Origin of the sequence: Ohtaekwangia sp. (assembly GCF_036786105.1) — a bacterium.
Taxonomy (GTDB): domain Bacteria; phylum Bacteroidota; class Bacteroidia; order Cytophagales; family Cyclobacteriaceae; genus Ohtaekwangia.
In genome coordinates, this window is sequence record NZ_DAIQRQ010000061.1 from 3,159 (window position 1) to 10,415 (window position 7,257).

The window sequence follows — 7,257 nt, forward strand, 5'->3', positions numbered from 1 at the left end:
AAAAAAGCACCGCTTTCAACGGTGCCTGTTTCATTAAGCTTATTAAGCATGACTTAAAGTTATTTAACATCCATTGCAACAACCGGATTTGCAGTGGTGTTGGTCTTTTGAAAAAACATTCTGAAAAAATATCCCCATGGCATTGCCACAATGGGAAGTATAACCCATAGAAATGCTTTCGTCATCCCTGCGGCCGGGGAGCTTTCCAATGTTCCATTTGCCCAGAGCGGATAGGCGACAATAATTAACCAAATCACTTTATATAGTATTTGAAAGGCCATAACCGGTAGCATCTTTAATGGTTTTAAAATTCCTAAAAGTGCCAGGGACGAGTAAGCGGCCCAAACGCTAAAAGCTACGGCGTTCATATTATTCCAATCTCCCTGGTGCCTAATGATCTCTGACCATGAATCCATCCCCACAAACAGGAAAGTTAGAATGAAAACCAAACGAAGCAGGTAAACTTGAATCGGGCGCACGCCATTATAACGTGAATAATTACGGCTGAATAGGTTTTTCGTGATCTGTAATACTTTCATAATTATTTTTTTATCAAACTTCGTGGTTGTTAAATAGGGACGAAAACTTTCAGGATAGACGATAATGAAATCATGTCGAATTTAGGTTTTAGGCTGACAAGAAATTGATCAGCGATTTAAGTGGTTTTGTCATCGACAGAAGTGTTTCCGACACGCACATTTCCGACCTATATTGTAAAGCCTGAGTTTTGATAAAAAACTTATGACACGAAATCAACAATACTTTTTTTGGCTGGCCTCAACCGCTGTAATTTTCACTTCTTTTAGATGGTTATTTGGCATTGCACTACCGGAAATTGCTCTGCCATTTTCAGTGGGTATAACTATTATTCTGGTTTCGGGTGCACTGACTGGAAGATATTTTGTTAAAGTCGCGGAAAAGACAGATTCATTAGTCGCACCCGGTCGACTCATGGTGGCACTTTCTCTTTTTATAGTGATCGGCTTTGTTTTGATCGCGTTTCTCCTGAACAGTATGATTGGAGAAACTACGTTGTTCCCATTCGCTGTTACCGTTCTTCTGCTATTTCTTGTAGCAGGAGCAACGGGCTCTCTCGTTACTGTCACACGGTTTCAAAACAGACTTAAGCTTAGGTCCGCTGAAGCAGCCGTAGCGCAGAGTAAAAGCGAGCTACAGCTCTTACAGTCACAATTAAGTCCACACTTTCTATTTAACACACTCAATAACTTATACGGCCTTTCTCTTCATAAACCTGAGAGTCTGCCGCCCCTGTTGCTAAAGCTTTCTGAATTGCTGCGATATTCAGTGTATGATGCTAAAGATATCTTTGTTCCGCTTCAGCACGAAGTCGACTATATTAAGAACTATATAGATTTTGAAAAGCTGCGACTCGGAGAGCGACTTAACCTCAAGGTTGTAATCGATGACAGATTTGATGATAATTATAAAATACCGCCTTTACTCCTGGTTGTTTTTATAGAGAATGCATTTAAACATTCACGAACTACTGCCGATCAAATGGTAACAATCGATATTTCTCTTAGCCGAAAAGAAAATTCAATCCTGTTCGAGGTCGAGAATTCATACATAGAAAGTAGCGAGCAATTCCAGAAAAAGAATTCCGGTTTTGGGCTGGAGAGTGTAAAGAAACGTCTTGGTTTGCTATATGCTGGCAAACATGACCTTCATGTTTCTAAAAAACTAAATAAATATACGGTGACGTTAAGAATAGATTGCCAATGACTTTAAAATGTTTAATCGTAGATGATGAGCCTATTGCGCGGCAAATAGTTGAAAGCTATTGTTCGCATCTGCCCGACCTTGAGGTGGTGGGCCAATGCAGCGATGCCATTCAAGCCAGGCAAATCCTTTCAAAAGAAAAAATCGATTTGATCTTTCTCGATATCAATATGCCTGTGTTGGATGGACTTGCATTGGTCAAAACATTGAAGCATCAACCGCAGATTATCTTTACCACGGCTTATAAAGAGCATGCTCACGAAGCTTTTAATCTCAGCGCTTGTGATTACTTGCTAAAGCCATTTTCATTCGACCGCTTCCTGCAAGCTGTTGATAAAGCAAAGGCCCAGCTTGAAAGGTCGCAGCCTGAAGTAATGATAGCGCCTGGAACATTATCTGATTCATTGTTTATTAAATCCGATGGCAAAATTCATAAGTTTAATGCAACCGATGTGCTCTACGCAGAAGCGCAAGGCAACAATGTTAAAATTGTAACGATAGACGGTATCTTTTCTACAACGATCACTTTTTCAGCTTTCGAAGAACAACTTCCAAAGGAAACATTTGTGCGCGTCCATCGCTCCTTTATAGTCAACAAGGATAAAATTAAAGTCATTGAAGGCAATCGAATATTCATTGGTAGTATCGAAGTTCCCATTGGCCTGAATTACCGCGACCAATTCTTACGCACTCTCGGAATTAAATGACCTGAACTTAAGAGCAGTAGAAGAGAGCCAGGCGTGATACTCATGCTGCCGGTGCATTTTTCTTTGCGAAACTTTGTGCCTCCTTTGAGTTCCTTTGTGTCATTGGATTTACATCCCGAATAAGAGAAGTACGTTAACCACACCCACACTCCTCTAGCAGCCAGTAGCCAGAAGCTCGAAGCTTACATATAGTCTACTTCCCGATACGCCTTAATCAATGCAAGCTCTCCTTCCTTGCCTGGCTTTGAATTGCCGTGCTCCATTCCCCATACACCTCTGTATCCTTTATCGTGAACGTGTTTGAAGATGGACTTGAAGTTGATCTCACCAGTGGTAGGTTCTTTTCTTCCGGGATTATCGCCAATCTGGAAGTAAGCAATCTCATCCCAGCAACGATCAATGTTGTTGATGATATTACCTTCGTTTCGTTGCATGTGGTATATATCATACAGGATTTTGCATGCCGGACTTTTTACCGCTTTACACAACTCGAATGTTTGATCTGTGTACCGCATAAAGAGATCAGGAGTATCGCTCAGGGGTTCCAATACCATAATGAGCCCGTGAGGTTCAAAGATCTCGGCTCCTCTGCGCAAGGCATCCACTACGTTAGCGGTTTGTATACCCATGGGCAGGTTGCGCTCGAAGAAGCCGGGAACCACCGTCATCCATTTTGCATTTACACGCTTGGCCAGCTCTACACAATCTTTGCACGTTTTGATAAATGTATCTTTAAATTCCTGTTTGCCTGTGGTTAAAGATACCTTCCAGTTGTCGCCACCGTCTACAACAAATACACCCATCGTCATGCCCAGCTTGGCGAGTATAGAACCGATCTTGTCTTGTTCTTCCTTCGAACGCTTCAGTAAACCATTATCTTCAATAGCACGAAATCCCTGATCGTACATAAATTTAATCTGGTCTATAAAATCTTTACCGGCATGGCTGGCAAACATGCCATCATGTGGTGCGAAGTTGCAGGTAAAAGTTTTCTCGGCAGGTATAGCTGTTAGTATAGAAGTGTTGCCGGCAGCAAATGCACCAAACGTTGCTGTTGAAGCTGCAGCTGTAAGACCATTCTTTAGAAAGTTTCTCCTTTTCATGTGTCGGCTGGTTTGAGTTTGTAGTGTAAGATAGCAGTTAACGAATTGAAGTTCAAAAGACGGTTCTGGCTGCAAGCCACCGGCCACTGGATGTGAATGCAAATTTATTAGTGGCGAAGTAAAGGGCTCACAAATCAAAAGAGGTTCTTCCTTTGGCCAGCGGCCCGAAGCCAGCAGCCTCTCACAGCTCGTAGCGAAAGCAAAGAGCCAACCTTCCGGCTGGCTCTTGCTACATATAGTCGCTTTAAATTTCTATCAGATGATCAGCATTGCGTCACCGTAGGTAAGGAATTTATACTTTTCCTTCTTGGCAACTTTGTATGCTTCCATGATCAGATCGTAACCACCAAAGGCTGCCGCCATCATCAGCAATGTAGATTCAGGCATGTGGAAGTTGGTTACCATAGCGTTGCAGATCTTGAAATCGTAAGGAGGGAAGATAAACTTATCGGTCCATCCTTCGCGGGCTTTCAGCCTGTTGGTGGCTGACACCGCAGATTCCAGTGCACGCATGGTGGTGGTACCAATGGCGCATACTCTTTTACGGTTGTCAAGTGCCTTGTTTACAATCTCCACGGCTTCGTTGCCTACAATAAAGTTTTCGGAATCCATCTTGTGCTTGGTAAGATCTTCTACATCTACCGGACGGAATGTTCCCAAACCAATGTGCAGTGTAACATACGATATATCTACGCCTTTCAATTGCAACCGCTTCAGCAACTGACGTGTAAAGTGAAGTCCGGCAGTAGGAGCGGATACAGCGCCTTTGTTTTTGGCAAAGATAGTCTGGAAACGATCTTTGTCTTCAGGCTTTACTTTACGCTTAATATACTTCGGAAGCGGAGTTTCTCCCAAAGTCTCTACCACTTTATCAAAAGCCGCAGAGTCACCATCAAACAGGAAGCGGATGGTACGACCGCGCGATGTTGTATTGTCAATGACTTCGGCAACAAGGTCGCCATTACCGAAATATAGTTTATTGCCTACGCGGATTTTGCGGGCCGGATCTACCAGTACATCCCACAGGTGCATATCGGCATTGAGCTCACGCAACAGGAATACTTCAATCTTGGCACCGGTCTTTTCCTTGCGGCCATAGAGACGTGCCGGAAATACCATGGTATCATTGGCTACCATTACATCGCCATCGTCAAAATATTCTACGATGTCTTTAAATACCCGGTGCTCTATTTTACCGGAATCTTTGTGTACCACCATCAAACGCGCTTCATCGCGGTTCTCGGCAGGGTCCAGTGCTATAGAATTGTTAGGGAGCTCGAATTTAAATTCCGATAACTTCATATTCGTAAGTGCAAAGTATGCCCAATAAAGGGTAATTTTTATTTTGGGTTGCAAAAATAAGGCAACAATTGGCTTTTGCGACAAAAGCAGTCACTTTTTTCAAGTGTGTAACAAAAAAGCAAGTTTTTTAGTCATTAAGAGAGTAATTTGTTTGCATCAGAGCCGACAAACCACCTTAACTACGGTTGCTTCATGTTCGTTTTACGACAGATTTTTGAAAGTTTTAGTTTTGCCTGGAAGGCACTGCGGTCTAATATTCTGCGCACAGTGCTATCGTTGCTCGGTGTTACGGTGGGCATTTTTGCCATCATTGCCGTACTCACCATGGTCGATTCACTGGAAAAGAACATCAAAGACAGCTTTAACTTCCTGGGGGCAAGCGTAATTTACTTTCAAAAATGGCCGTTTCCGGGAGCTAACGAAGAGTTTAAATGGTGGGAATACTGGAAGCGTCCAACCCCTTCTTATAATGAATACCGGTTTCTGCGCGAAAATCTTACCCATCATACCGAGATAGCCATCTTTGCTGATGAAGGGAATCAAACCATTAAGCGCGGCAACAACAGTATAGGCGATGTAAGTCTGGTAGGAGGCTCGGTTGGTTATGATCAGCTCTTTGACGTGAACGTAGACCGCGGCCGCTATATGAGTGCCGAAGAAATAGAAGCCGGCAGAAATGTAGCGGTGCTAGGCTATGAAGTAGCCAACACATTGTTTCCAAACGGTGAAGATCCGGTGGGCGCGAATATAAAAGTTCAGAACCTGAAGTATAAAGTTGTGGGCGTGATCAAGCGCGAGGGTAGCAGCTTTATTGGTAAAACCACGAACGACTATAATGTTATCATTCCCTATCAGTCCTTCCGGAAATCTTTTCAAACAGGCACAGGCCGTTGGAATGAAGTGCAGTCGGTGATCGGTATAAAAGGGAAAGAATCAGATATTGGACTGGTAGAATTGGAGAATGAGATAAAAGGCTTTGTGCGGGGAAGACGCGGCTTGCGTCCATACGATAAAGATAACTTTGCATTGAACCGGCCGGAAGCGTTTATGAATCTTATCAGCGGTGTTTTCAATACGTTGAGCGTTGCCGGTTGGATCATCGGAGGATTTTCGATTCTGGTAGGTGGATTCGGTATAGCGAACATCATGTTTGTGTCCGTGAAAGAACGTACACCCATTATTGGTTTGCAAAAATCATTGGGTGCGAAGAATTACTTTATTATGTTCCAGTTTCTGTTTGAAGCTATTTTCCTTAGTCTCATCGGCGGCCTGGCGGGATTGTTCCTGGTATACCTGATCACATTTATACCGATGGGAAGTTTGCAGGTAGCGCTAACTGTAAAGAATATAGTACTGGGTCTTACCGTATCCAGTGTAATCGGATTGGTATCCGGCATTGTTCCTGCTGCGCTGGCAGCTCGGCTCGATCCGGTAATTGCCATTCGGGCTACCTGACCTGAATGAGATATAGTATAATCGCTGTATATTTTTTGATTAGGATATACAGATAACTTTCCATGAAACCTGTGTCACTGAACCTGCATGTATACGCTTCGACAGATTTTTGAAAGCTTCCGGTTTGCCTGGAAGGCGCTACGATCCAATATACTCCGCACCGTACTCTCCCTGTTGGGAGTAACAATCGGAATCTTTGCCATTATCGCTGTGCTCACCTTTGTTGACTCATTGGAAAAGAACATAAAAGACAGTCTTAACTTCATTGGAACCAATGTGATCTATGTCGATAAATGGCCGTGGCTTGCTGATAATGGCGAATATCGCTGGTGGGATTTCTGGAGACGCCCCAACTCTTCATACAATGAGTATAAATTTCTGGAAGAGAATCTGAAGCACAGCAGTCACATTGCCATTTATAGCGATAAAGGTAATGTGGTGGTAAAACGCAACAGCAACAGTATAGGAAGTGTGCGGTTGATCGGTGGCAGCGAAAATTATGAATATATCTATACCATCAACATAGAGTTTGGTCGCTATCTCACCGCCGATGAACAATCGGCCGGAAGAAATGTAGGCATTATCGGATATGAGATTGCCCAGGCACTCTTTCCTGGGGAAGATCCGCTGGGCAAGATGGTAAAGATCAAAAATGTGAAGTTCATGGTAGTAGGCATCATGAAGAAAGAAGGGCAGAGTTTCATGGGATTTTCCAGCAACGACTATAATGTTATCGTTCCGTATAACTCCTTCAGAAGATTATATCATACCGGAACCGGACATTGGGAAGAACTGGAATCAAGCATCGGTATAAAAGGATTTGATACCGATATAGGGTTGGTGGAACTGGAGAATGAAGTTCGCGGTATTATGCGCGTAAGGCGCGGCTTGCGCCCGGGTGAGAAAGATAACTTTGCCATTAACCGCCCTGAAGCGTTAGCAAATGTAAT

Annotated in this window: 7 protein-coding genes; 4 read left to right on the forward strand and 3 right to left on the reverse strand. The window is 43.3% G+C overall.

The window, feature by feature from the left end:
• Positions 1-59: 59 nt before the first annotated feature.
• Positions 60-539: a hypothetical protein gene (locus V7Q33_RS19200; protein WP_333820928.1), complete on the reverse strand. Its 480-nt coding sequence runs from the start codon at positions 537-539 to the stop codon at positions 60-62.
• A 202-nt stretch (positions 540-741) separates the two neighbouring features.
• Between V7Q33_RS19200 and V7Q33_RS19205 the strand changes: the two genes are divergently transcribed.
• On the forward strand, positions 742-1,743 hold the full coding sequence (locus V7Q33_RS19205; protein ID WP_333820929.1) for a sensor histidine kinase: 1,002 nt from the start codon (positions 742-744) through the stop codon (positions 1,741-1,743).
• Entirely contained in the window at positions 1,740-2,447 is a 708-nt protein-coding gene (locus V7Q33_RS19210) for a LytR/AlgR family response regulator transcription factor (protein ID WP_333820930.1), read from the forward strand. The genes V7Q33_RS19205 and V7Q33_RS19210 overlap by 4 nt, the downstream gene beginning before the upstream one ends.
• A gap of 182 nt (positions 2,448-2,629) precedes the next feature.
• Here the strand turns inward: V7Q33_RS19210 and V7Q33_RS19215 are convergent, their stop codons facing one another.
• A complete protein-coding gene (locus V7Q33_RS19215) occupies positions 2,630-3,550 on the reverse strand; it encodes a hydroxypyruvate isomerase family protein (RefSeq protein WP_333820931.1) in 921 nt (306 codons plus the stop codon).
• A gap of 255 nt (positions 3,551-3,805) precedes the next feature.
• A complete protein-coding gene (queA, locus tag V7Q33_RS19220; protein ID WP_333820932.1) occupies positions 3,806-4,852 on the reverse strand; it encodes a tRNA preQ1(34) S-adenosylmethionine ribosyltransferase-isomerase QueA in 1,047 nt (348 codons plus the stop codon).
• A gap of 192 nt (positions 4,853-5,044) precedes the next feature.
• Between queA and V7Q33_RS19225 the strand changes: the two genes are divergently transcribed.
• Both V7Q33_RS19225 and V7Q33_RS19230 read left to right on the forward strand, forming a co-directional pair.
• Positions 5,045-6,307 carry an ABC transporter permease gene (locus tag V7Q33_RS19225; protein ID WP_331974811.1) on the forward strand — a complete coding sequence of 421 codons (1,263 nt, stop codon included), beginning with the start codon at positions 5,045-5,047 and terminating at the stop codon, positions 6,305-6,307.
• Between the two features lie 87 nt (positions 6,308-6,394).
• A partial coding sequence (locus V7Q33_RS19230; RefSeq protein ID WP_333820934.1) for an ABC transporter permease occupies positions 6,395-7,257 on the forward strand: 863 nt, incomplete at its 3' end.

What these genes read in the sequence shown, in the direction of transcription:
- V7Q33_RS19205 (WP_333820929.1), top strand. Translation starts at nt 742, where the DNA reads ATGACACGAAATCAACAATACTTTTTTTGGCTGGCCTCAACCGCTGTA.
- V7Q33_RS19200 (WP_333820928.1), bottom strand. Translation starts at nt 539, where the DNA reads ATGAAAGTATTACAGATCACGAAAAACCTATTCAGCCGTAATTATTCA.
- V7Q33_RS19225 (WP_331974811.1), top strand. Translation starts at nt 5,045, where the DNA reads ATGTTCGTTTTACGACAGATTTTTGAAAGTTTTAGTTTTGCCTGGAAG.
- V7Q33_RS19210 (WP_333820930.1), top strand. Translation starts at nt 1,740, where the DNA reads ATGACTTTAAAATGTTTAATCGTAGATGATGAGCCTATTGCGCGGCAA.
- V7Q33_RS19215 (WP_333820931.1), bottom strand. Translation starts at nt 3,550, where the DNA reads ATGAAAAGGAGAAACTTTCTAAAGAATGGTCTTACAGCTGCAGCTTCA.
- queA (WP_333820932.1), bottom strand. Translation starts at nt 4,852, where the DNA reads ATGAAGTTATCGGAATTTAAATTCGAGCTCCCTAACAATTCTATAGCA.